Below are 19,796 nucleotides of genomic sequence, written 5' to 3' on the forward strand. Positions count from 1 at the left end.
AACTGAAATTGATTTAGATCAACGAATATTGGAGAGTTTAGGGAAGTAACTGTTTTAGGTAGGAATCAAAATTGCAAAAAATTTTAAATTTTACGCAAAAGTTATAGAGTCACTGAGATATGACGTGACAAGTCATATATTACCCCCCGTTGCCCATGGTTTGTTTTGCCACGTGACACTCTTACAGGATCGGGAAGGGAGTGGCCTGATCCTGATGACAGTCAAAAGTTCGATTGACTCAACAAAGCCAAGCCATATTAAAGTCACTAGTACTGCATTAATGGCGCTCTGCCACCGTCATGGTAAAGATCAGCCAGCCTGTTCCCTCATTGGCATAATGATGTGGCACATCGGTTCTCGCCACCGCCGAACACCCTTTCGGCACGGTCAGCACGCAGCCATCCACCTGCAGGCTTAACACTCCCTCGTCGGTATGAAACAGTTCACAGGTACCCGCCGGATGACTGGCAGAAGAGAAACGTTCGCCCGGGGCCATCTCCCAGCGCCAGAGTTCGACCATATCTGGCCCACTGGTGCCTGCCAGCAAACGGGCCGTTCCGCCCTGCTCCCCTCGCCACAGAACGGGAATGTCGGCCTCCCCGACCAGATGAGCGGCGGGTTTACCCGCGACATCGACAATATCCGCCACCGATACCCCCATCGCAGCAGAGATTTTGCATAAGATCGCAATACTGGGATTGGCCGTGCCCTTTTCTATTTCAACCAGCATCCCTTTGCTGACGCCTGCCCGGCGTGATAATTCATCAAGGGTGAATTTTTGCTGCTTACGGAAATCTTTTATTCTGGCGGCCAGCGCGTGGCTTACCGAGTTCACATCAGCACCCAAATCAGTCGATATATTGACTTTTTCCGTCATTAGTCATTACCATGGAATAAAATAGTCATTACAGGATTATCTGATGCATAACGTCCACCCGTCAATCCATCCCGACATTGCCATCATCGCCCCCCACTTCAGAGCGCTGAGTATTGTGGTTGAGGCCGCCCCGCTGGTGAATGCGGCCATCGGCCAGCAGGCCCTGGCCGCCGCCTGTCAGGGCGTGCTGGTCGATGCCCCCTGGGCTGAGGCTCACCTCAGCGCCTGGTCGGAGGTCTTTAAAGCCTTCGGTGCTAAACCGAAACGGACGCCCTGTTCTGCTGAAGCATTACGCAAGCGCGTTCTGAAAGACGGCACCCTACCCGCCATCGACCCGGTCGTGGATCTGTATAATGCGATCAGCATTAAATATGCGCTGCCGGTGGGCGGGGAAAACAGTGCCGCCTATGTCGGCCAGCCCAGACTGATCGTGGCGGAAGGGACAGAGCAGTTTGACACCCTAAAAGACGGTGAGCCGGTGTATGAAACGGCAGAAGCCGGGGAAGTGATCTGGTGTGATGACGTCGGCGTGACCTGCCGCCGCTGGAACTGGCGCCAGGGCGTTCGCACGCGGTTAGATGCCAGCGCCCGGCAAATGTGGTTTATTCTGGAAAGTCTGCCGGAGATGCCGCTGGAGGCACTGCACCGCGCCGGCGATGAACTGGTTGACGGCCTGCAACAGATGATGCCCGCAGCAAAGATCGGGCAACGGTTAATCACCCTTGACTGACTGTTTTACCGTCAGCGTTTCGCCACCGGAGAGCTTCCCTGCTGTTTTTACAGGCGATTATTCGTCACCGGGTAGTAAATCCCCGCCGTAAAACGTGGCGAAACTCTCAATCTCCGTCTCTGCAACAATACTGTCACAATAATATCATACGCTGTCGTTACACTTTTATGGCATTGTGTAGACAGAGATAACTCAAATGGCAATGATTAAAGCTAAGAGCTTCAAAGATGCGGAAGAGCTGCTTCACTCAGGTATCAGTAAGGTGGAGCTGGCTTATGATATCGACAGTGACGATTTTTTCCGGCTTGCCAGCCAGTGGTGCGATCGCGGTGCCAAAATCTCCAAAGGGCATGACCATTTTGTCGTTTCGCTGAAAAGCTTTGCGATCCCACCGAATCAATAATGCCTCACGTTTTTTGATATCCAGCCACTAACCTGTTTAAATAATCTATCGTTTTTTTAACAGGTTAGTGGCTATGTCTGCACTGAATATTTCGCCTTCTTCACCCTTTATTACTGACTGTTCGCTGCAACCGCTGCCTGACGCCCCTGATATCAGCCTGCTGGACGTGCGTTATGACGTCGCTCATTTTAGTGAATCTCTGTTTAACCGGCTGAATATTCCGACACCTGTTCACCTGCAGCGGGCGGTTAAAAAGCGTCGTGCGGAATACCTCGCCAGCCGTTACTGCCTGCAACAGGCGCTGGCCAACTGGGGTATTACGGATTTTGTCCTGAGTAACGGGCCGGATCGCGCCCCACTATGGCCAGAGGGTATTAACGGCTCTCTGTCTCACACCCATCAGCAAATATGTGCTTTGCTGACGCAGCGTCAGGATGTGATACCGGGCGTCGATTGTGAAACGATCATGTCGGAAGAGATGGCCAGCGAGACATGGAAAATGCTGATCGGTGTCGGGGAAAAACAGCGGCTGGCACAGTCTGAGGTGCCCTTCGCCACCGCGCTGACGGTGGCATTCTCTGTCAAAGAGAGTCTGTACAAGGCGCTCTATCCGCAGATAAAGCAGTTTATGGATTTCAGCGCAGCGGAGATCGTCGCCTGCAGTGCAGATCTGCAATCACTCCGTCTGCGCCTGACACAAACATTTTCCCCGATAATGACCGTCGGGCGCATCTTCGAAGGCAGAGCCCTGCTGCACGCCGATCGCGTAATGACCTGGGTTACCGCCTCGTCGTCGACGGAAAATTAACGCGATTCGTCCGGTCGCTGCTGCAGCGGAGGAAGATCGTACAGATGAACGCCATACAGTTCGCCCATCGGCATCATTGCTTCGATCACCCGACAGCTGTCCAGTGTTGCCATCCCCGAGGGTGCCTGAAAAAATCGTGTGAAGTGCAGCCAGATACCATTCATCGTCTGTTCCTCTTTCAAGTGAACCTTTATTTAACCTGACGCTTTCTGCCTGGCAAAATACCCATTTTGCACAGCCTTTGCCAGTTCCCGGCATAAGCCCCCTATCCCATTTCAGGACTGATATTAGCCAGAATTGTTGTTTTACAGCGGCGGTCACCGCTTCAATAATTGCCGGCAACTGATACCGTTCAAGGATGCATTATGGCTTACCGACTGAGCTTACTGGATAAGAGCCCGCTGGCCGAAGGCGAAACCGCAACCACGGCACTGGCACGCACCCTGACGCTGGCACAGCGCGCAGAAGCGCTGGGATACCACCGATTCTGGCTGGCAGAGCATCACAATACGCCGGCGCTGGCCAGCCCGTCACCCGAGATACTGATCGCCTGGGTTCTGGCGCACACCCGCCACATCCGTGTGGGCTCCGGCGGCGTGATGTTGCAGCACTACAGCCCGTACAAAGTCGCGGAGAATTTTAATCTGCTGGCCTCGCTGGCCCCTGGCCGCGTCGATCTGGGTGTCGGTAAAGCCCCTGGCGGGCTCCCGCTTTCCACAAAAGCCTTACAGCAGGGCATAAACCCTGAGGCAAAAGGCGACTTTATCAGCCAGCTGCGCGCGCTGGATCAGTGGCTGACGTCTTCCCCTGCCACTGAAGGTGAAGATCCGTTGCTGGCGACGCCGCTGCCACCCCGCCCGGCGACCCGCTTTCTGCTGGGTGCCAGCGAAGCCAGTGCTCAACTGGCCGCAGAGCTGAACTGGCAGTTTGTGTTTGCTGCCCACCTGAATGGCGACAGGCAGGAACTGGACCGCGCCCTGACCACTTACCGCACGCACAGCAAAGGACAATCCCCGCTGCTGGCCGTACAGGCCATTGTTGCCGATAACGAAGCCGAAGCCGATCTGCTGGCAGCTGATTTACAACAATTCCGCGTGCATGTGGATAACGGCCAAAGCGTCACCGTGGGCAATCTTGCCCAGGCCGAAGCCTTTATTCGTCAGTCAGGTGCAAAGCAGCACCGGATTGAACCCCGTGAATCCGCCGTACTGAAGGGCACTGCCGCACAGGTTCACGCCCAGCTGGACGCTTTGCATCAGCGTTTCGGAGTGGAAGAATTCATTATTGATACCCCGATCACTGCCGGTGCTCCACGCCTGAAATCCCTGCAACTGCTGGCCACCCACCAGCTGGTTGCCGCATAAGGAACCGGACCATGAGCCCATCTCTTGCACAACAGCTCGTCGCCTGGCGTCGGGAACTGCATCAGTATCCTGAGTTGTCGAACGAGGAGTTTGCCACCACGGAACGCATCACCGGCTGGCTGAAAGATGCCGATATCCGGCTACTGCCCTACGGACTGGACACCGGCGTAGTGGCGGAGATCGGCCAGGGCGCCCCCCTGATTGCCCTGCGTGCCGACATTGATGCCCTGCCGATTGACGAGATCGTCCCGGTGCCGTTCCGTTCGCAACACGCGGGTGTGATGCACGCCTGCGGGCATGATGTGCACACCTCAGTGATACTGGGGGCGGCCAGACTGCTGAAAGCGCGCGAAACAGATCTCCCTGGCCGTGTACGCCTGCTGTTCCAGCCGGCAGAGGAGCGTTTCGGCGGCGCAAGGACGTTGATAAAAGCGGGGGCATTACAGGATGTTGCAGCGATCTTCGGTATGCACAACGCGCCGGAGCTGCCAGTGGGCACCTTTGCCACGCGCGGCGGCCCGTTTTATGCCAATGTCGACCGTTTTGATATCGATGTGTACGGCAAAGGTGCCCATGCGGCCCGCCCGCAGGAAGGCGTGGATGCGATTGTGATCGCCAGCCAGATCGTCAGTGCCTTACAGACCCTGGTCAGCCGCAGTTACAGCCCGCTGGAATCAGTGGTGGTCAGCGTCACTCGCATTGAAGGCGGCAACACCTGGAACGTCTTACCGCAGCAGGTGGTGCTGGAAGGCACGGTGCGCACCCATAACGATGACATCCGCAGTGAACTGCCGCAGCGGCTGCGTCAGCTGATAGCCGGTATTGCCGCGGGGTTGGGTGGCCGGGCAGAACTGAACTGGCATCCTGGCCCGCCTGCATTAATTAATACCGGGCACTGGGCTGAGTTCAGTAAACAGGTGGCTGCCCGCCAGGGTTACGACGTGCAGGAGGCCGAGCTGCAGATGGGGGGCGAAGATTTTGCCTTCTATCTGCATAACACGCCGGGCACCTTCGTCAGCATCGGCAGCGACAGTGAATTTGGTCTGCACCATCCAGGTTTTAATCCGGATGAAGCCCTGCTGTACCCCGCCGCAGAATACTTCAGCCAGCTGGCGGAAGCGGCCCTGAACGAGATCGCTTAACGGGCAGGAACCGGCCCTTTTCATCTGCAGTTTCATCATAATAAGAGTCAGTCACTATGAAAAAAACATCCGTATTACTGGGCCTGCTCAGTGCCTCCCTGTGGCTTGGCACCACGGCAAAGGCAGAAACCGTCAACATTAATGGCACCGGCATCAGCGTCGAGGCGAATGCGGCCCCCGTGCATGCGCCGGTGAAACCCGAGGCCGTTGCTCTGCTGCCAAAGGATCTGAAACTGGCCGTGCCGGGCAAGTTTACCGTGGCGGTTGCCGCGCTGAATTCCCCACCGCTGACGCTCTTTTCTGATGACAACAAAACCCTGCAGGGCAGTGAAGTGGATATCGCCCGCCTGGTCGCCGACAGCCTCGGGCTGGAGCTGAACGTGGTGCCGACCTCCTGGGAAGACTGGCCGCTGGGCGTCAGCTCCGGCAAATATGATGCCGCCATCACCAATGTCACCGTCACCAAAGCGCGCAAAGAAAAATTCGATTTCGCGACCTACCGTAAAGATTCCCTCGGTTTCTACGTGAAATCGGACAGCAAAATTACTTCACTGACCAAAGCCGAAGATATTGCCGGACTGCGCATTATTGTCGGTTCCGGTACCAATCAGGAAGCGATCCTGCTGGCCTGGGATGAAGAGAATCAGAAAAAAGGGCTGAAGCCGTTTACGCCTAACTACGTGAAAGATGATGCGGCCCAGACGCTGGCATTACAGTCCGGTCGTGCCGATGCCTATTTCGGGCCGAACGTCATTGGTGCCTGGAAAGCCGCACTGACCGGTAAAACAAAACGGGTGGGCACCGTGGATGGCGGCTGGCCGAAAGCGGCCCATATCGCGGTGACGCTGAAGAAAGGCAACGGGCTGGTGGCCGCCGTTAACGCTGCGCTGAATGGCGTGATCAAAGGCGGCGAGTACGACAAGGTCCTCAACCGCTGGGGCGAAAGCATTGAGCGCCTCGATCGTTCTGAAATCAACCCGCCGGGGCTGGGTGACTAACGGAGGTCAGTATGAGCCATGAACAATTTCGCCAGCTGTCACCGGAGGCACCGGAGCTGACATCAATTATTGACGGACTCTTCGGAGAATACAGCGCCCGCTATGGTGACTTTTTTGCCCGGGATGCCGAAGTCGAACTGACCGAATGGTATCTGCCCCCGCAGGGGATGTTTGTGGTACTGGAGCGCGACGGGGTCATTATTGCGATGGGGGCTTATAAGGCTTTCGACGTAGAGACGGCCGAATTAAAGCGCATCTGGACGCGCAGCGATCTGCGCCGTCAGGGACTGGCGCTGAAAGTACTGGTTGAGCTGGAGCGACGCGCCCGACTGGCGGGTTACCGACAGGTTTATCTGACCACCGGCTTTCGTCAGCCGGAAGCGGTACGCCTCTATTTATCACATGGCTATCAACCACAGTTCGACACGCAGCGTGACCCGGAAGAGTACAGCCTGCCGCCTTACGATGGCCGCCTGCGTTTCACCAAAGCACTTCACCATCACGCCGAGTCAGGAGCCGCCCATGAAACCGAATGAAACCCTGCGCGTGGTGCCTGCCCGCTATCCGCTGCGGCTGGTTGGGGCGGTCGTTGCCCTGTTTATTCTGGCCGTAGTGATCCAGTCGATCGCGTTTAATCCACGCTGGGAGTGGTCGGTATTCGCCCACTGGTTCTTTGCACCCGCCATCCTCAGCGGCCTCGGGCAGACGCTGCTGCTGACGCTGATCGCCAGCCTGCTGAGTATTCTGCTGGGCGTGGGGCTGGCGCTGGCCCGCCTCTCCTCGTCCTGGTTACTCTCCGGTCTGGCGTTCGGCTATATCTGGCTGTTCCGTTCGCTGCCGCTGATCGTGGTGCTGATTATTCTCTATAACTTCTCCTACCTTTACGACACCTTATCGCTGGGCGTTCCCTTTACCCCGTTAACACTGGTGGAGTACAAAACCATTGATGTCCTGGGGCAGTTCAGTACGGCGGTGATCGGGCTGACGCTGGTGCAGGCGGCCTATACTGCCGAAATCATTCGTGGCGGCATTACCGGCGTGGATCAGGGGCAGTTTGAAGCCGCCGCCGCGCTGGGTCTGCCCTCTTCGCGCCGCACGCTGCGCATTATTCTGCCGCAGGCGCTGCGATCCATTATTCCAACCGGCTTTAACGAAATTATCAGCCTCGCCAAAGGGACCGCGATGGTATACGTACTGGCGATGCCGGAGCTGTTTTACACCATCCAGATGGTTTATAACCGCACGCAACAGGTGATCCCGCTGCTGATGGTGGCGGCGGTCTGGTATCTGCTGATCACTACCGTGCTGTCGGTTTTGCAATACTACGTTGAACGCTGGCTGGCACGCGGGGCGACCCGTGAGCCGGTCAGCCGTCTCTCATCAACCCGGCTGCATGCCGCCATCACCCCCGTCAGGAGCTCATAATGTCTGAAGCTATCGATCTGCACAGCGACGCCACGCTGGGTCATATTTCCATTGCCGGGGTCAGTAAAAGCTATGGCCGTTTTAAGGCGCTGGACGAGGTATCGCTGGAATTGCTCCCGGGTTCAGTGACGGTGATCCTCGGCCCGTCAGGTTCAGGGAAGTCCACGCTGCTGCGCGCCATCAACCATCTCGAGCGGGTGGATGAGGGGCTGATCCGTATTGATGGTGACTACATTGGTTACCAGCGCAAAGGGAATAAGCTGTATGAGCTGAAGGAGAAGGCGATCCTCCGGCAGCGTATCGGGGTAGGCTATGTGTTTCAGAATTTCAATTTGTTCCCTCATCTTACGGTGCTGGAAAATATTATCGAAGCGCCGCTGGCCCATAAGCAATTAACGCGGGCGGCAGCAGAAGAACGGGCGTTACAGCTGCTCGACACCGTTGGCCTGCGGCATAAAGCCGGGGCATGGCCGCGCCATCTTTCCGGCGGTCAGCAACAGCGCGTGGCGATTGCCCGGGCGCTGGCGTTAAATCCGAAGGTCATCCTGTTTGATGAACCGACATCGGCTCTTGATCCGGAGCTGGTCGGAGAGGTGCTGGACACCATTAAGCAGCTGGCTCGCTCCGGGAGGACGCTGGTCGTGGTGACCCATGAGATCGGTTTTGCCCGTGAAGTTGCGGATAACGTGGTGTTTATGGTCGAAGGAAAGATCGTCGAACAGGGCAGCGCCTGGCAGGTACTGAACCAGCCGCAGCATCCAAGGACGCGGCGTTTTCTGGCGAAGGTATTGTGAGGCCAGCCTGAGCCACAATTCCCGACATCAGCACGGGATGACCGGGGAAAGGGTCGTCCCGTGCCGGGCAATAGTGACTGCCGGCGTGGCCGCCCCTCTGCCCCGGTCGGCCAGCAACACGGACGTTATCTGAAATCAGCCCAGCGTCTCGGTGCGCCTGACGGCATCGAGGGTAGCGGCATCGCGCTCGGTGCCCGTCAGCTCGGTCAGCGTGCCGTCGCGCATTTCCAGCAGACGGTCAGCGTGCAGGAAATAGTGATCGTCATGACTGATGGCAAACACCGTTTTCCCCAGTGACTGCAGCCACGGCAGCAGCTCGCGGTAGAAGATACGACGGAAATGCGGATCCTGATCGGCGGCCCACTCATCGAGCAGCAGAATGTCGCGCTGCTCGGCGGTTGCCAGCAGCAGCGCCAGGCGCTTGGTCTGCCCTTTCGACAGCTGCAGGTTCAGTACCCGATTGCCTTCCAGTTTGATCTTATCCTGCATTTTCAGCCGTTCCAGCCAGCTTTGTACCAGCGCCGGATCAACGGCCTGCCCGCGATCGTCAATCAGACGATCAAACAGATGCACGTCGGTAAATACCGCCGAGAACAGACGGCGATAGCTCTCCATTGATTCAGGGGCCACCCTTTGCCCGTCCAGCAGGATTTCACCGGATACCGGCTGATACAGCCCGGTCAGCAGCATCGCCAGCGTGGATTTACCGCTGCCGTTGCCGCCGATCAGGAATACCAGTTCGCCGCGCTTCAGGGTCATATTCACCGGGCCAACGTGAAAACCCTTGTCGCCATAGTGGAACACCAGGTTGCGCAGCTCCAGCGTCTGCCAGTTTTGTGCCGCCGGAAGCTGCGGAAAGTCGGCCTCATAAGGTGCCAGATTGAAGGTATTCAGCTTGTTAAATGCCACCTGCGCCGTCAGCAGCGTGGGCAGTGCACCCACTGCCGACAGCATGGGCGTACGCAGGAACAGCAGGGTCAGGGAATAGGTCGCGGCGACGGCCGTATCTGCCCAGCCCAGGCTGTTGGCCAGCCAGAACGCGAGGCCAATGGCCCCCAGCATCATAATATTCGACCAGTTCACGGCGCTGAGATGGTAAGTATCGGCCCGCACAATATGGTGGCGATAGGTCCGGGCATCTTCACCGTAGACGTTTTCAAAGATCTGCTGTGCTCGCTGGCGGTTCAGCGCCAGCTCTTTGCGTCCCTCGATAATGATCTGAAAGTCGTGGTAGAGACGGTCTTCCGTCTCACGCAGCACCGCCATGTGCTGATACACCCGCGCGACCAGCAGCCAGCCACCAATAATGGTGACCGCTACCCAGACAGAGGTGACGACCAGCATTTTCGGCGACAGCCAGGCCAGATAGGCGGCCGACCCCAGCGTCAGAATGATACCCTGAATCAGTTCCGGCAGGCGTACAAAGGCAATGGTGATATTACGCACGTCGCTGGTAAGGCTGGCCAGCAGCTGGGCATTACCAATCTGCTCAATGCGTTCCACCCGGGTGTCGAGGATCCGTTTGATAAACTCGCCGCGCAGGCGATAGACAAAATGATGGCCGAGCAGGGTCAGCGCCAGCTGTGAGCCCAGGGTCACCGCCATCAGCAGCAGCAGCAATCCGAGAAACTGCGGTAACACCATCACCGAAGAGTTTAGCGTCACGATCAGTTCGCGGTTAATAAACGCAATCAGACCAATTCCCAGTGCAGCGCTGAGAAGACTGAGGGCAATAACCAGAATAAACGGCCAGCGATACTGCTTATAAACAACGTGAAGCAACTCCATGAAAACGTCCTGGCAGGTAAAAAGCAGCTTGCAGTTTAATGAGAAGCAAGACGAGATCAATAACAATTCTCATTCGGGCGTATTCAGGCCGCGCGCTAGCGTGCGCGGCGGAAAGTCAGGTTATAACGAAAAGGGCCGGTCAGCGGATGAATACCCGGTTTTAGCGGCAGGATGCCGTGGTAGCGCAGGCGTGAGGGCCCTCCCCACACCACCACGTCGCCTTGCTCCAGCAATACCCGCTGGCAGGCATCCGCACGATCGAACCCGCCAAATAAAAACACCGCCGGAAGCCCCAGCGACACCGAGACAATCGGCTGGCGCAGATCGCGTTCATCTTTATCCTGATGCAGCGTCAGCTTTGCACCGGGCTCATAGCGATTAATCAGACAGGCGTCCGGGTTGAAAGCGCTAAAACCGGCTTCGGCGGCGCAGGCGACGGCCAGTTCGCGGAAGGCCGGCGGCATGGCTGGCCAGCGCTGGCCGCTGGCCTCATCCTGCGCGCTGTACTGATACCCGCGGGAATCGGTGGACCAGCCGAGATCGCCGCAGTTGGTCATGGCGACCGACATCCGGTGCCCGCCTGGCGTAATACGGTGTTCAAAAGGATTGCACGCGGCGATCGCCTCCACCTGCGCCATCAGTTCCCCGGCGCTCTCCCGAGCGCGACGGCGCAGGATCACGGCGCCTTCGGTGAGCGGTTCCTGCCACGGGGCATCGTCAGCAAACAGATCGAACATCAGAACTCCTCAGGCTGTCAGTGTGCGGGTGACGGCTGAATAAAGGCGGCAAACTGCGGCGACATCCAGCTGGTGAAATGATCACCCTGTTTAAAAATCAGATAGACCGCCAGCTTTTCACGCAGCGCCAGCGCTTTGGCTTTTTCCGTGCCGAGCACCATCAGCCCGGTATCCCAGCCATCCGCTTCCAGCGCGGTAGTGGCGATCACCGTAGCAGACACCAGCCGGTGCTGGATTGGCCGGCCGGTGGCCGGATCAATGACGTGCGAAATACGCTTTCCGTCCAGTTCATAATAGTTACGATAGCTGCCGGAGGTACTGATGCCGTGCCCCTGCAGATCGACTATCGCCTGCACCGCATTTTCCTGGTCGGTGGGTTTCTGGATCGCCACCTGCCAGGCATTGCCCTGGGCATTTTTACCGCGTGTCAGCACGGCACCGCCCACAGAGACCAGATACTGGTTAATCCCCTCCTGCTCCATCAGGCGGGCAAGATGGTCGGTGGCAAACCCTTCTCCGACGGTAGACAGATCAACGTAGAGTTCGGGCAGATCTTTCTTCAGCCAGGACTGCCCGGCAGCGTTAATCACCTGCAAATGTGCCAGCCCGGTCTGCGCCCGGGCGGCATCAATCTCCTGCTGCGTGGGCGTTTTTACCGGCTGTTTATCGGGGCCAAAACCCCACAAATTGACCAGCGGCCCGATGGTGATGTCCATCGCCCCTGCCGTCTGCTGGCCAATGCGCAGCGACAGCGTGACGATATCGGCCATATCATGACTCACCGGCTGCGGCGCACTGCCCCGATACTGGTTAAAACGTGACAGCACCGAGTCACTTTTCCAGGTGGAGAGTTCGCGATCGTCCTGGTCAAGCTGCTGCTGGATGGCATTTTGCAGCGCTTCCCGACGTTCAGGTGCCACACCCGCCAGACTTACCCTCCAGAATGTTCCCATTGTTCGCCCTTCCAGCACCATTCCTTCAGATCCCGCTGAAGGCTTAGCGTTGTCACAGCCTGCCAGCAAGCAAACCACCATTAAACCTAAAAAATACCGCCAATTACTCTTCATATCCGCCTGTAATCTTAATTAAAAACTGGCCCGAACCGGACATTGCCGCAGAGAAAACTCAGATTCGACACCTTGATCTTACCGTCATAGGTCACCAGGATGGGGGCTGTCCAGGGCACTCCGGCGCCCTTCATTCACTATGATAAGGAGAGCCATAATGATCTATTACGCGCTTCTCATGGTTTCAATTGCTTTGATTATCTTTGCAGGCTTTAAGCATTACAAGCACACCCATACCCGACAGCTTCATCGCCCACGTCATCGTTAAGGCTTCGGTGACCTCCCCCGGCTCCACCGGGGTGAGATCACCGGCACTGATATGGTGCAGCCTGCGCCTGATTGCACCGTTTATCCTGCCTTATTCCCCCTGAACCGCCAGACAACAGCGTTGAAGTGAACTGGCACGTTTTCTGCAGCGTGAAGAGGACGTTCACTGTGGGGGATAATAAATGCGTCAAAAACACGCGGTCAAAGAGAACCAGGCCAGGCAACGCCTGCTGCGCTTTTCACTGTTTACGCTGGGTGGGATCGGGCTGGAAGGCCGTTATCTGCAGACTAATGAAGAGACGGGCGGAAAGAAGCCGGACGTGAGACTGTAAACTGGCCAATAAAAAGGGCCGATCGCCTAAGACGATCGGCCCCTGCCGCAGAACTGACCGGCTTTAGCGATCGGTTCCGGGTGTTAACCCGTGCGGGATCAGAACTGGTAAACGAGGCCTAACCCCACCACGTTGTCGGTGTTGATACCGGCGGCCTGAGTGAAGTTGTTGTCGTCCAGCAGGTTGATCTGGTAATCAACATAGGTCGACATGTTCTTGTTAAAGAAGTAAGTCGCGCCCACGTCGATGTACTGTTTCAGATTCTGGGTGCCCCAGTTCTGAATGTCGGTCGCGCGCGAGGTCACGTAAGCCAGAGACGGACGCAGGCCGAAGTCGAACTGGTACTGGGCCACCAGCTCCCAGTTATCGGCTTTATCCGCAAAACCGTAAGCCGCACGGTTGTCAGTGCTGCCGAAGCGAGTGGCGTTATACGAACGGGTGTACATCGCGGCCAGGTAGACGTTATTGGCGTCATATTTCAGACCACCGGAGTAAGCCTCGGCTTTATCTCCGTTACCCAGTAGCGCGTTGCTGTTCTGGGTATCGGTCCGGTCGGAAGAGAACATGGCAGCACCGGCGCTCAAACCAGGAGCGAACTCATAGGTCGCAGAAAGACCATAGCCGTCGCCGTTCTGGGCAGTCGCGCTGCGGTTACCCGCCACTTCAGCATTGCTGTCATTTTTACCCTGATACTGGATGGCGAAGTTAAGACCGTCCACCAGGCCAAAGAAGTTATTGTTACGGTAGGTCGCGACGCCCGTGGCACGCTGGAACATAAAGTTATCCGCACCGTAGGTATCCCCACCGAACTCAGGCAGGACGTCGGTCCATGCGCCGATGTCATACAGCACGCCGTAGTTACGACCGTAATCGAGAGAGCCGGCATCACCGAATTTCAGACCGGCGAAACCCACGCGGGTATAGCTATCAGCGGTTCCCTGGCTTTCGGCGTTGTTCAGCGCGGCCTGATATTCCCACTGACCGTAACCGGTCAGCTGATCGGAAATCTGGGTTTCGCCTTTGAAGCCAAAGCGCACATAAGACTGGTCGCCATCTGAACCGGCGTCGTCAGAGAAGTAGTGCAGACCGTCAACTTTACCGAAAAGATCCAGCTTGTTACCGTCTTTGTTGTAGATTTCTGCTGCACCTGCTGTACCGGCAACCAGCAGTGCTGGAACCATCAGGGAAAGAACGCGAAGTTTCATTTTAATACCCTCTCGATTATAAGATTTATTTTGCCACTGCGTGCCGATCAATCATTTTAAGCACTTCGTGTCATCTTAAGGCGGGTAGGGTAAATATCTATCAAGAAAATGATACTAAACTTCCGAAAATGTTTCATTGAGATTCAAACATATCTCTAAATGTAAATATCGGGGAACTTTTCAACAGCACAAACAGATAATAAATAGCGCACCTAAAGACAAGAAATAAGATAATTCTTGTTATTCATCGCATTACAGCAATCTGTAATATTAGGCACTGAATGATAAAAACTTCCCGTGACGAACGGCTATTATTATCCCGCTATCATCATTTATTGAATTATTATCTTCATTCACCCCGAATGAGCTGTACCATCTAATATTATTGTTGCCAGGCCTTGTGCCTGGCATTTTTTTGCTTTTTTTCTGACAATTTCAGGTGCACCCGCCTGCGCGGGCCCGGCAGAATAGACCTCTGTGAGACTGGAATATTATCCGCGTGATTGCGCCCCTTTTAACCTGCTCTGCGGGGATACGGCCCCGCAGCACGGTGCGACTTCACGCCCTCTCCGGCAAGGGGATTACCGCTCGCGCATCGACTCTTTAACCTTATTCAGCGGTTTGATCAGGTAGTCCATCACGGATTTCTGACCGGTTTTGATTTCCACGTTGGCCACCATGCCCGGCACGATGGGAAATTTGCGCCCGGCCTTATTGGTCAGCTCCGCCCTGTCGGTGCGCACGTAGACCCGGTAATAGTACTGGTCCCGTTTAACCTCATCCTGCAGGGTATCGGGGGAGACGGTTTCCACCTCTCCCCGCAGATCGCCATAAATCGACGAGTCATAAGCGGTGACTTTAACCGTGGCCGCCAGCCCCGGACGGATATAGGCAATATCACGCGGGTTAATGCGCGTTTCAATCAGCAGCTGATCCTCAAGAGGGACAATCTCCATCAGCTTGCCCCCCGGTTGCAGCACGCCGCCGACGGTCGTTACCTGGATATCCTTCACAATCCCGCGCACCGGCGAATAAATCGTGGCGCGGGTCAGCTGATCCTCTTTCCCGGTCATCACCTGAAGCTGCGCGTCCAGATCCGCATTGTTTTTGACCTGCTCTTCGCGCGCCCGCACGGCATAGTCGTTGCGCGCTTCATCAATTTTCCCCTGCAGCTCGGCCACCTGACGGCGCAGGCGGATCACTTCCACCTCCCCTGCCGCCCCTTTAGCCACCAGCGGCTGCGTCATCCGCAGCTCATCCTGTACCAGTTTCTTCGACTGCTCCAGGTTACTGACCGTCTCCTGCAGGTTACGCCGGCGGGACTGGAACAGCTGCGTTTCACGTGCCACCAGATCAGGTTCTTTCAGGGTTTCCGCACTGAATTTTAACGGCGCGCCGGTCAGTTCGGCCCGCAGTCGCTCCGCCGATGCCCGCAGCGTGCGTGCCCGTGCCGCCGCTTCACCAAAGTTTGACTGGAAGCGGGTCGGATCAAGTTTGGCCAGTATCTGACCCTTTTCCACAATATTACCTTCATGCACGTTGAGTTCATCGACGATGCCGCCGTCCAGGCTCTCTATCACCTGCGCACGGCTGAGCGGCGTGACTTTGCCCGTTCCGACGGTCACCTCATCCAGGATGGCGAAATGTGCCCAGATGCAGAACAGCACCAGCGCCGCAGTACAAACCCAGATGATGGCAGAGGTGCGCCGCTCATTCTGTTTCATGCTGCGATCCATCAGTACAAGGCTCATGCTGCATCTCCTTTCGCACTGGCCGCCGCCTGGGCGGTCTGGGAGGCAGCCCGTTTCAGAATGTCATCTTTCGGGCCATCAGCGATCACCCGCCCGTTATCCATAACGATAATGCGGTCGACCATTTTCAGCAGCGCCGGGCGGTGCGTGACCAGCACCAGGGTACGGCCACTCAGCCAGCCCTGCATCTGGCGGATGACGTGCTCCTCCAGCTGCTCATCCATCGACGCGGTCGGTTCATCCATCAGCACCACCTGCGGCTGGCGCAGGATCATACGGCTGAGCATCACCATCTGCCGCTGCCCGCCGGACAGACCGCGCCCGCCCTCATTAATGATGCGGTCAAGGCTGGCGGCATCCTGCTGAACCAGGCCCAGCGCCCCGCTGATACGCAGCGCATTCAGCATATCCTGCTCGCTGGCATGGGGATTCCCCAGCATCAGGTTCTGACGCAGCGTGCCAAAGAACAGACGGGAGTCCTGCGACAGCCAGCCAAGCTGACGCCGCAGATCCACCGGGTCAATGCGCCGCAGGTCGACGCCGTCGACAATCACTTTTCCCTGAGAGGCCAGCGCCTGTCCGGCCAGCAGTTTCAGCAGCGTGGATTTCCCGGCCCCGACCCGGCCCAGTATCGCGATACGCTCACCGGGTTTAATTTGCAGCTGGTTGATAGCAATAACGTTTTTGACATTTTCCTCATCGTAGCTGTACTGCACGCCACGCAGGTCATAGTGCCCGGTCAGCGTCGGGCAGTGGGCCATTTCGCCCTCTTCCGGCTGGTCGAGTGGTTTCTTCAGCAGTTCATCCAGCCCGGTCATCGCGCTTTTGGCGTGCTGCCAGCGTGAGAAGACCATGGTCAGCTGCATCAGCGGGGCAATGGTGCGCGAAGAGAGCATACTGCTGGCCACCAGCGTCCCGGTGGTGATCTGCCCGTCAAGCACCAGATAGACCCCGAAGACCAGCATACTGGCATAGGTCAGTTGCTGAACGCTGGAGGCCCAGCCGGTCAGACGCGCGCCCCACAGGCGCTGCTTCATCCCAATCGCCGCACTCACTTCATGGGTCTGTTCCCACTGGCGCTGAAAATAGGGTTCGGCCTGCAGAGATTTGATATCTTCAATACCTTCAATGGTTTCCACCAGAATAGCGTTACGCAGCGCCCCTTCGCGCAGCCCCTCTTTCGCGAGCTTCGCCATCGGGATCTGGATCAGCAGGCCGGGGATCACGATCAGCGGGATCGCCAGCAGCGGCACGATCACCAGCGGCCCGCCAATAAACGCCATAATAAACAGGAACAGGATAACAAACGGCATATCGGCCGCTGCCCCGACGGTGGTGGAGGTCAGCAGCTCACGCACCTGATCGATTTCACGCAGCTGGGATATAAACGAACCGGTTGATTTCGGTCGCGCCTCGTTGCGGATATTCATCGCCCGCGCAAACAGCATGGAGGAGACTTTCAGGTCGATGCGTTTTCCCATCATATCCGAGACCTGGGTACGCATCAGGCGGATCAGGTATTCCACCACCGCGGCGATCAGCACGCCGCCGAACAGCACCCAAAGTGTGGCCTCTGACTGCGCCGGGATCACCCGGTCATAAATCTGCATCGAGAACAGGATGCCCGCCAGCGCCAGCACGTTACCGACAATCGACGCCAGCGAGATTTCACCAATCTTGTGCCCCATGCCTTTAAAGTTTTGCCAGAACCAGTGTTTCTTATAGGGCTGAACAAACTCATCGATGCGCGCATCTCGACCGCGAGCAGCAACCCCGATGATGCCGACCTCCGGCTGGCTCTGCTCCAGCAGCGACGCCAGTTCGCTTTCACGCACCACATCACCGCCGTCGCTGAGCCAGTAGCGGGCATTCCCCTCCCCGTCGATGGCTTCAATCACCACCACGCTACCGCTGTCCATAATCAGCACCACTGGCGTTACCTCCTGCCGCCAGCGTATTTTGTCACGCGGGGACATGGTGAGGTGCAGACCGAGCAGCCCTGCCAGACGCTCCAGCTGCTGCGGCGGCGTCAGATGTTCGAACCAGCGCATCTGCTGGCGCAGGGTTTTACCATCCGCCGGTTTACCGAAGCGGGCCGCCACGCGCAGCATGGCATCGATCCAGTTTTCCGTCGTTGCGGTTTTGTTCGTCATAAAAACAGCCTTATCGGGTTGTCATTCGCACAGCGTCATCACAGGGAGGGCAGCGTCTGTCCGCTGTTTGCTTCCCGGTCCACGCCTAAAATATCCAGCAGATTATCCACGGCTGCGGCGTAGCGAACCGTGGCATCCCAGCCGTCGTACAGCGCCGTCAGGCGGCTGCTGTCAGCCTGAAAGACGTCCTGCTCAACACTCAGCAGGTCATTAAGGCTGCGCTTATTCAGTTTGTATTCATCGGCGTACACATCCCGCGTATGGTCGGCACTGCGTAGCTGCTCCTCCCCCGCCTCTTTACGCTGCTGCGCCCCGATCATGTCGGCATAGGCGGTGGAGGCATTCTGGTTAATTTGCAGTTTTGACTGCTGAATGGCGGCTTCTGCGGCGGCGCGGTCGCCCTCGGCGGCCCGGGTTCTGGCATTGACCAGCCCGCCCTGATAGAGCGGTGCTTCTACCTGTAATTGCAGTTCGTCGTCCCAGTAGGAACGGCTTTCGTTCTCATAGCGGGTGCGCCCCGCCTGCACTTTTATGGTCGGCCAGTGATTCGACTGGGCCTGGCGTACCCGCTCCAGCGCGGCCTCCTGTCTGGCCTGCGCACTGCGAACGGCGGCGCTTTTTTCATACGCAATTTTATCCAGCGTGACCTGCTGGTTAAGCAACGCCTGCGGCAGTTCCGGCAGATTTTCGGACACCACCCCCGTCAGCACCGTCAACTGCGCCCGGGCCGACCGCGCCTGCGCACGATACTGCTCCATGCTGGCATTCATGCCGGCGATTCGGGTCTGCGCCTGCAACACGTCAGACTGTGAGCTTAATCCGGCATCGGCCCGCAGTCTGGCCATGTCCCTGACCCGCTGTAATGAGGCAATGTTCAGCCGGGCGGCGTCCACCAGCGCCTGATAGCGTTTTACGGACAGATAGGCCTGTAGCGTATCCTGTGCCACAACGGTCATGGTGTCATACAGCGCGTAGCGATAGGCATCGGACAGTTTATGCTGCTCGTCGATAGCCCCCCCGGTGCGCCCGAAGTCGTACAGCAGCTGGCTGAGGGTGATCCCGCCGGAGCCGCTGTTATTCAGGCTGCCCGCAGAGTCGGTCTGCTGAGAACGCCCGCCACTCGCCACCAGTGACACCTGTGGGTACCACGCACTTTTTGCGGCATCCAGATCGGCTTCCCCCACGCGGATCTGGGCCGCGGCTTCAGAAATTTTGGGATTGCGGGCAAAGGCGCGCAGGATGGCATCCCGCAGCGTCAGACTGCCAATCTGTTCTTCCGTGGGTGCCGCGCGCCAGTTAAATTCGGCCACCGGCTCCTGTTTCGCCGCCTGCAAGGCGGAGGTGAACAGGCAGGTTGTAACGCAAAGTAATATCACCCTATTTTTCATTTTGGACACCTGTGATCCTGACATTCCGGGCCAGAGCCGGAAATCATCCGACGCTTCTGCCCCACCATTACGCGTTTTGTTTCAATAGATGAAGCCGGGCAAGCATGTCCCGATGCGGACTTTTTTCAGGGGCCAGGAGGTGGAGACGCGGAAATTTTCTGAAGGATAAGGCACCGTCACGCGCAGATGCGCTGCGGTAGCGCTGCCGGCAGACGCCAGCAACGATGGTGTTCAGGCCGCAATAACAGGCCAGATAACGCTGAGTCATGGTGTATCCCCTTGTGCACCGGTCAATCAGTCAACGTCTGCGGGGAATAACCGCTGAGGGCTATTTTTCCACGCAAAACATTAGCCAGCGCCACAAAAATAGCGCCGAGCTTTACCCGGTGAACAACGGATCACAACGTAATCCATAACAAGGAAAAAGGATGGAAAACTGCTTTTCTTTTATTTTTTCAATCACACAACGAACAACAGCGGCCGAAGCCGCTGCTGGATTGTCTCGTTAACAATCTATCACTTCTTCTTAACTTTAGACACCCTGAGCGGGAATGCGACCCGCCCGGG

20 protein-coding genes are annotated in these 19,796 nt (G+C 57.1%); 10 read left to right on the forward strand and 10 right to left on the reverse strand.

Features of this window, described 5'->3' with window-relative positions; translation table 11 throughout:
- Positions 1–277: 277 nt before the first annotated feature.
- Positions 278–877, reverse strand: coding sequence for a helix-turn-helix domain-containing protein (locus tag EPE01S_RS02120; RefSeq protein WP_062742911.1), 600 nt, complete (start codon positions 875–877; stop codon positions 278–280).
- A 43-nt stretch (positions 878–920) separates the two neighbouring features.
- Here EPE01S_RS02120 and EPE01S_RS02125 point away from each other — a divergent pair, with 43 nt between their 5' ends.
- The 3 genes from EPE01S_RS02125 to EPE01S_RS02135 all read left to right on the forward strand — a co-directional run bounded on the left by EPE01S_RS02125 (position 921) and on the right by EPE01S_RS02135 (position 2,818).
- Positions 921–1,607 (forward strand): B3/B4 domain-containing protein, encoded by a 687-nt coding sequence (locus EPE01S_RS02125; RefSeq protein WP_062742912.1) that lies wholly within the window; start codon positions 921–923, stop codon positions 1,605–1,607.
- Between the two features lie 196 nt (positions 1,608–1,803).
- Positions 1,804–2,010: a hypothetical protein gene (locus EPE01S_RS02130; protein ID WP_062742913.1), complete on the forward strand. Its 207-nt coding sequence runs from the start codon at positions 1,804–1,806 to the stop codon at positions 2,008–2,010.
- Positions 2,011–2,083: 73 nt separating this feature from the next.
- The gene (locus EPE01S_RS02135) at positions 2,084–2,818 is read left to right on the forward strand and encodes a 4'-phosphopantetheinyl transferase family protein (protein ID WP_062742914.1); all 735 of its coding nucleotides are present in this window, start codon (positions 2,084–2,086) and stop codon (positions 2,816–2,818) included.
- Here the strand turns inward: EPE01S_RS02135 and EPE01S_RS23565 are convergent.
- On the reverse strand, positions 2,815–2,982 hold the full coding sequence (locus EPE01S_RS23565) for a hypothetical protein (RefSeq protein WP_167550574.1): 168 nt from the start codon (positions 2,980–2,982) through the stop codon (positions 2,815–2,817). The two genes, EPE01S_RS02135 and EPE01S_RS23565, sit on opposite strands and share 4 nt — an antisense overlap.
- Before the next feature lie 201 nt (positions 2,983–3,183).
- Between EPE01S_RS23565 and EPE01S_RS02140 the strand changes: the two genes are divergently transcribed.
- Genes EPE01S_RS02140 through EPE01S_RS02165 form a run of 6 tightly spaced genes read left to right on the forward strand, consistent with a single transcriptional unit; the run spans position 3,184 to position 8,541 of the window.
- Positions 3,184–4,182 (forward strand): LLM class flavin-dependent oxidoreductase, encoded by a 999-nt coding sequence (locus tag EPE01S_RS02140; RefSeq protein ID WP_062742915.1) that lies wholly within the window; start codon positions 3,184–3,186, stop codon positions 4,180–4,182.
- Positions 4,183–4,193: 11 nt separating this feature from the next.
- Positions 4,194–5,324 carry a M20 peptidase aminoacylase family protein gene (locus EPE01S_RS02145; protein WP_062742916.1) on the forward strand — a complete coding sequence of 377 codons (1,131 nt, stop codon included), beginning with the start codon at positions 4,194–4,196 and terminating at the stop codon, positions 5,322–5,324.
- A 56-nt stretch (positions 5,325–5,380) separates the two neighbouring features.
- On the forward strand, positions 5,381–6,322 hold the full coding sequence (locus EPE01S_RS02150; protein ID WP_062742917.1) for an ABC transporter substrate-binding protein: 942 nt from the start codon (positions 5,381–5,383) through the stop codon (positions 6,320–6,322).
- A gap of 11 nt (positions 6,323–6,333) precedes the next feature.
- A complete protein-coding gene (locus tag EPE01S_RS02155; protein WP_062742918.1) occupies positions 6,334–6,858 on the forward strand; it encodes a GNAT family N-acetyltransferase in 525 nt (174 codons plus the stop codon).
- Positions 6,845–7,747 carry an amino acid ABC transporter permease gene (locus EPE01S_RS02160; protein ID WP_062742919.1) on the forward strand — a complete coding sequence of 301 codons (903 nt, stop codon included), beginning with the start codon at positions 6,845–6,847 and terminating at the stop codon, positions 7,745–7,747. Before EPE01S_RS02155 ends, EPE01S_RS02160 begins: the two co-directional genes overlap by 14 nt.
- Positions 7,747–8,541: an amino acid ABC transporter ATP-binding protein gene (locus EPE01S_RS02165; RefSeq protein WP_062742920.1), complete on the forward strand. Its 795-nt coding sequence runs from the start codon at positions 7,747–7,749 to the stop codon at positions 8,539–8,541. The genes EPE01S_RS02160 and EPE01S_RS02165 overlap by 1 nt, the downstream gene beginning before the upstream one ends.
- Before the next feature lie 135 nt (positions 8,542–8,676).
- Here EPE01S_RS02165 and EPE01S_RS02170 read toward each other — a convergent pair whose 3' ends face one another.
- From EPE01S_RS02170 to apbE, 3 genes are all read right to left on the reverse strand, one after another.
- Positions 8,677–10,329, reverse strand: a complete 1,653-nt coding sequence (locus EPE01S_RS02170) for a multidrug ABC transporter permease/ATP-binding protein (RefSeq protein ID WP_062742921.1) — start codon at positions 10,327–10,329, stop codon at positions 8,677–8,679.
- Positions 10,330–10,424: 95 nt separating this feature from the next.
- Complete coding sequence (alkB, locus tag EPE01S_RS02175) at positions 10,425–11,066, reverse strand: DNA oxidative demethylase AlkB (RefSeq protein WP_062742922.1); 642 nt, start codon at positions 11,064–11,066, stop codon at positions 10,425–10,427.
- 17 nt (positions 11,067–11,083) lie between these two features.
- The gene (apbE, locus tag EPE01S_RS02180) at positions 11,084–12,133 is read right to left on the reverse strand and encodes an FAD:protein FMN transferase ApbE (protein WP_062742923.1); all 1,050 of its coding nucleotides are present in this window, start codon (positions 12,131–12,133) and stop codon (positions 11,084–11,086) included.
- Between the two features lie 449 nt (positions 12,134–12,582).
- Between apbE and EPE01S_RS23570 the strand changes: the two genes are divergently transcribed.
- Complete coding sequence (locus EPE01S_RS23570) at positions 12,583–12,732, forward strand: hypothetical protein (RefSeq protein WP_167550575.1); 150 nt, start codon at positions 12,583–12,585, stop codon at positions 12,730–12,732.
- Positions 12,733–12,830: 98 nt separating this feature from the next.
- Here the strand turns inward: EPE01S_RS23570 and ompC are convergent, their stop codons facing one another.
- The 5 genes from ompC to EPE01S_RS02205 all read right to left on the reverse strand — a co-directional run bounded on the left by ompC (position 12,831) and on the right by EPE01S_RS02205 (position 19,497).
- The gene (gene ompC, locus EPE01S_RS02185; RefSeq protein WP_062742924.1) at positions 12,831–13,937 is read right to left on the reverse strand and encodes a porin OmpC; all 1,107 of its coding nucleotides are present in this window, start codon (positions 13,935–13,937) and stop codon (positions 12,831–12,833) included.
- A gap of 581 nt (positions 13,938–14,518) precedes the next feature.
- Positions 14,519–15,688 carry a beta-barrel domain-containing protein gene (locus EPE01S_RS02190; RefSeq protein WP_062742925.1) on the reverse strand — a complete coding sequence of 390 codons (1,170 nt, stop codon included), beginning with the start codon at positions 15,686–15,688 and terminating at the stop codon, positions 14,519–14,521.
- Entirely contained in the window at positions 15,685–17,841 is a 2,157-nt protein-coding gene (locus EPE01S_RS02195; protein WP_062742926.1) for a type I secretion system permease/ATPase, read from the reverse strand. Before EPE01S_RS02195 ends, EPE01S_RS02190 begins: the two co-directional genes overlap by 4 nt.
- A gap of 38 nt (positions 17,842–17,879) precedes the next feature.
- Positions 17,880–19,229, reverse strand: coding sequence for a TolC family outer membrane protein (locus EPE01S_RS02200; RefSeq protein ID WP_084344125.1), 1,350 nt, complete (start codon positions 19,227–19,229; stop codon positions 17,880–17,882).
- A 67-nt stretch (positions 19,230–19,296) separates the two neighbouring features.
- Complete coding sequence (locus EPE01S_RS02205) at positions 19,297–19,497, reverse strand: hypothetical protein (RefSeq protein ID WP_062742927.1); 201 nt, start codon at positions 19,495–19,497, stop codon at positions 19,297–19,299.
- Positions 19,498–19,796: the final 299 nt, after the last annotated feature.

The sequence above is a fragment of the Erwinia persicina NBRC 102418 genome, assembly GCF_001571305.1.
Taxonomy (GTDB): domain Bacteria; phylum Pseudomonadota; class Gammaproteobacteria; order Enterobacterales; family Enterobacteriaceae; genus Erwinia; species Erwinia persicina.

Bases quoted from the DNA above. Each gene is read 5' to 3' on its own strand.
- EPE01S_RS02120 (WP_062742911.1), bottom strand. From the start codon at position 877: ATGACGGAAAAAGTCAATATATCGACTGATTTGGGTGCTGATGTGAAC.
- EPE01S_RS02125 (WP_062742912.1), top strand. From the start codon at position 921: ATGCATAACGTCCACCCGTCAATCCATCCCGACATTGCCATCATCGCC.
- EPE01S_RS02130 (WP_062742913.1), top strand. From the start codon at position 1,804: ATGGCAATGATTAAAGCTAAGAGCTTCAAAGATGCGGAAGAGCTGCTT.
- EPE01S_RS02135 (WP_062742914.1), top strand. From the start codon at position 2,084: ATGTCTGCACTGAATATTTCGCCTTCTTCACCCTTTATTACTGACTGT.
- EPE01S_RS23565 (WP_167550574.1), bottom strand. From the start codon at position 2,982: ATGAATGGTATCTGGCTGCACTTCACACGATTTTTTCAGGCACCCTCG.
- EPE01S_RS02140 (WP_062742915.1), top strand. From the start codon at position 3,184: ATGGCTTACCGACTGAGCTTACTGGATAAGAGCCCGCTGGCCGAAGGC.
- EPE01S_RS02145 (WP_062742916.1), top strand. From the start codon at position 4,194: ATGAGCCCATCTCTTGCACAACAGCTCGTCGCCTGGCGTCGGGAACTG.
- EPE01S_RS02150 (WP_062742917.1), top strand. From the start codon at position 5,381: ATGAAAAAAACATCCGTATTACTGGGCCTGCTCAGTGCCTCCCTGTGG.
- EPE01S_RS02155 (WP_062742918.1), top strand. From the start codon at position 6,334: ATGAGCCATGAACAATTTCGCCAGCTGTCACCGGAGGCACCGGAGCTG.
- EPE01S_RS02160 (WP_062742919.1), top strand. From the start codon at position 6,845: ATGAAACCGAATGAAACCCTGCGCGTGGTGCCTGCCCGCTATCCGCTG.
- EPE01S_RS02165 (WP_062742920.1), top strand. From the start codon at position 7,747: ATGTCTGAAGCTATCGATCTGCACAGCGACGCCACGCTGGGTCATATT.
- EPE01S_RS02170 (WP_062742921.1), bottom strand. From the start codon at position 10,329: ATGGAGTTGCTTCACGTTGTTTATAAGCAGTATCGCTGGCCGTTTATT.
- alkB (WP_062742922.1), bottom strand. From the start codon at position 11,066: ATGTTCGATCTGTTTGCTGACGATGCCCCGTGGCAGGAACCGCTCACC.
- apbE (WP_062742923.1), bottom strand. From the start codon at position 12,133: ATGAAGAGTAATTGGCGGTATTTTTTAGGTTTAATGGTGGTTTGCTTG.
- EPE01S_RS23570 (WP_167550575.1), top strand. From the start codon at position 12,583: ATGCGTCAAAAACACGCGGTCAAAGAGAACCAGGCCAGGCAACGCCTG.
- ompC (WP_062742924.1), bottom strand. From the start codon at position 13,937: ATGAAACTTCGCGTTCTTTCCCTGATGGTTCCAGCACTGCTGGTTGCC.
- EPE01S_RS02190 (WP_062742925.1), bottom strand. From the start codon at position 15,688: ATGAGCCTTGTACTGATGGATCGCAGCATGAAACAGAATGAGCGGCGC.
- EPE01S_RS02195 (WP_062742926.1), bottom strand. From the start codon at position 17,841: ATGACGAACAAAACCGCAACGACGGAAAACTGGATCGATGCCATGCTG.
- EPE01S_RS02200 (WP_084344125.1), bottom strand. From the start codon at position 19,229: ATGAAAAATAGGGTGATATTACTTTGCGTTACAACCTGCCTGTTCACC.
- EPE01S_RS02205 (WP_062742927.1), bottom strand. From the start codon at position 19,497: ATGACTCAGCGTTATCTGGCCTGTTATTGCGGCCTGAACACCATCGTT.